At 40.9% G+C, this 2,956-nt stretch carries 3 protein-coding genes; 1 reads left to right on the top strand and 2 read right to left on the bottom strand.

Annotated features, from left to right (window positions below):
- The coding region (locus KQI32_RS13045) for a transposase (protein ID WP_216423449.1) at positions 1 to 269 on the bottom strand (269 nt) is incomplete at its 3' end.
- A 123-nt stretch (positions 270 to 392) separates the two neighbouring features.
- Entirely contained in the window at positions 393 to 1,091 is a 699-nt protein-coding gene (locus tag KQI32_RS13040) for a hypothetical protein (protein WP_216426042.1), read from the bottom strand.
- A 178-nt stretch (positions 1,092 to 1,269) separates the two neighbouring features.
- Here KQI32_RS13040 and KQI32_RS13035 point away from each other — a divergent pair, with 178 nt between their 5' ends.
- The gene (locus KQI32_RS13035) at positions 1,270 to 2,574 is read left to right on the top strand and encodes an MATE family efflux transporter (protein WP_216426040.1); all 1,305 of its coding nucleotides are present in this window, start codon (positions 1,270 to 1,272) and stop codon (positions 2,572 to 2,574) included.
- The last annotated feature ends 382 nt before the right edge of the window (positions 2,575 to 2,956 follow it).

Raw genomic sequence — 2,956 nt, 5'->3', positions numbered from 1 at the left:
TATGCGATGTTCATGCCAATCTCCTGCATGGTACGGCGCAGCGAGGGGATGCCGTACAGGTGCTGGATGAACACAATTTTGAACAATACCACCGGGTCAATGCTGGGACGGCCGTTGTCGCGGCTGTAAAGCGCATCCACCAAGTCGTACAGATGCGTAAAATCCACCGCGCTGTCAATCTGCCGCAGCAGATGCTCCGATGGAACCAGCTCCTCCAAACATAGGATTTCTACTACATTTCTGCGCAATTCCTGCTCTTTTGCTAGCACACGCCGTCCCTCCCCAGTCTTTTCTTATCTTTATTTTACCACACATACGCAAAAAAGCCCAGTGTATACTGGACTTTTTCGACAGGCTGCGGCACCGTCTTGTAAGACGGTGCCGTTGAATTGTCAGGGCTGTAAAATTTGAAGTTCTACCGTATAAGAATTATATTTTACGGTACTTTCAAAGACATCTGCCTCTATAATGATGTATTCCTTCTTCTTTTCCAGCTCAAGGGAGAGAAGAGGGGAATCGTCATCAAAGAGTATATTTTTACTGCAAATACACCTGTAATTTCCGGCTGGAATTTTGGTGAATTCCGGCAATTCAGCAGCATTCTCCAATACTTCAATATAAATAAATCTTTTTGTTTCACTGGGAGATAAATAGTGGATTAGTCCGGCCAGATAGGTTGTATGCAATCTGTTTTCCTCAGCAAGAAAAACGAGTTGTGTTATTTTTTCTGCATATTCTGTTGAATAGTCCCCCTCCCCGAAAGGGATTTTTATAATATTGCGTTCCGGCAAAAAGCGGACATAGGGAACTGTGCGTTTCTTGTCTTTTTTATGCCGCGAAATATCATTTAAAATATATTCTGTTTTTGTAATGCCAGTTTCCAGACGTTTTCGCTTTTCCTGCATAAGATTTCTGGCATAGGAGAGGAAGCTTTGCAGACGAATATTTCCTTCTTCATCGATGAAATTCAGAAATTCTTTTAAGGGAATTCCAAGTTCAATACTCAAAAGAATGTTGTCCAAAAAGAAAAGCTGTTCTGCAGTATAATAGCGATATCCTGTTTCCTGATTGATATATGCAGGTTTTAACACGCCGACTTTTATCATAATAGCGAAGAGATTTGATTCCCACGCCTTTCATTTTCGAAATCTCGCCGATGGTAAAATATTTTTTCATCTTTCGTTAAATTCTCCTTGACTCTCCCATTATAGGATGCTTTATGATACTATTATATGAAATGAAACTGAAAATAGCAAGGGGAAGTTTGACATGATGAGAAAAAACAGAAAAACCTTTATTCGATATGTGATTCCATCCACGGCGGCAATGTTGGTAACAATGCTTTATGTAGTGGTTGATGGAATATTTGTAGGGCAGGGGGTTGGAACGAACGCGCTTGCTGCCGTTAATTTATCCCTTCCATTTGTTCTGACGATGGGAGCTGTCTCTATGATGTTTACAATGGGAAGCGCGGCAGTCACAGCGGTACGGTTTGGCAGAGGAGAAAAAGCTGGTGCCAATCAGGCATTTATGGTTGGTTTTGTACTGGTACTTTTCTTTTCCCTTTTGTTTTGCCTGCTGGGAGTTCTTTTTCCCAGTCATCTTGCAAAGGCTTTTGGGGCAAGTCCAATGCTTTTGGAGGGAACGGCGGTTTATATCCGTTTTTATGCAATGTTTGATATTTTCTTTTGTCTGTCGATGTTTTTGGCGGCAGCCGTGCGGAATGACGGAAACCCTGCACTCTCCATGTGGGCAATGCTGGTGGGGGCGACATCCAATATTTTTCTTGATTGGCTTTTTATTTTTCCTCTCCAGATGGGGGTTTCGGGAGCAGCTATTGCATCGGAAATTGGACAGGTGCTCTCCTGTATATTGCTTCTTTTTCATTTTGTTCTCAAAAAGGGAAATCTATGTATTCGTCTGAAAGACATGAAATATGTAAAAGAAATTTCTCTGTGCAGAAAAATTGTCCTTAGAGGCACGCCAGAATTTGTCACACAAATGAATCAGTCGGTAACAGTGTTTTGTTACAATCTTGTAGTTTTTCGTATTCTGGGAGAAATGGGAGTGTCCGCTTTTGCTGTTGTAACCTATTTATTGTCCTTGTCGGTTGGACTTTTTACTGGTGTTTCCCAAGGTGTGCAGCCTTTATTTGGCAGAAGTTTTGGAAATGGAGATAAAAAATCGGAACAAAACTATTTTAAACTCGGAATCATTACGAATGCTGGAGTTGCCTTGAGCATTTATCTGATACTATTCTTTTTTGGAAAACAGATTATTCCGGTGTTCAATGGTGACAGCCGTTTGATTTCGATTGCAGATACGGCATTGAAGGTTTATGGAATATCTTTTATTTTTGCGGCACTTAACATTATTTTTACAATCTATTTTTTATCTACGAAACAGACATCAAGAGCAGTGCTTGTTTCGGTGCTTAGAAGTTTTTTGTTAAATACACTGTTTATTTTCCTTCTCCCAGCCATTTTTGGAGAAAAGGCGCTTTGGGGAGGAATTATTGTTGCTGAATTTTTTACCTTTCTGGCGGCAATCTATCTAAAAAGGGAAAGAGCCTGATTTCGCTATGGAAGGAAGGAGCTTGGAGAATTTTTATGAGATATAAATTGGAATATTATTTTTAATGTATAAAGAAAATATAACGGTTGAGGATACTTTGGTTAAAAAATAATGCCAGGAAGATTTTATTCATCTTCCTGGCATCAGCCTGTCGAAAAAGTCCAGTATACACTGGGCTTTTTTGCGTATGTGTGGTAAAATAAAGATAAGAAAAGACTGGGGAGGGACGGCGTGTGCTAGCAAAAGAGCAGGAATTGCGCAGAAATGTAGTAGAAATCCTATGTTTGGAGGAGCTGGTTCCGTCGGAGCATCTGCTGCGGCAGATTGACAGCGCGGTGGATTTTACGCATCTGTACGACTTGGTGGATGCGCTTTACAGCCG

This window comes from Acetivibrio sp. MSJd-27 (assembly GCF_018918095.1).
In the GTDB taxonomy this organism is placed as follows: Bacteria; Bacillota; Clostridia; order UMGS1840; family HGM11507; genus HGM11507.
Note: the sequence above shows the minus strand (reverse complement) of the source record. Positions and strands in the feature narration are given on the sequence as shown.

Bases quoted from the DNA above. Each gene is read 5' to 3' on its own strand.
- KQI32_RS13035 (WP_216426040.1), top strand. From the start codon at position 1,270: ATGATGAGAAAAAACAGAAAAACCTTTATTCGATATGTGATTCCATCC.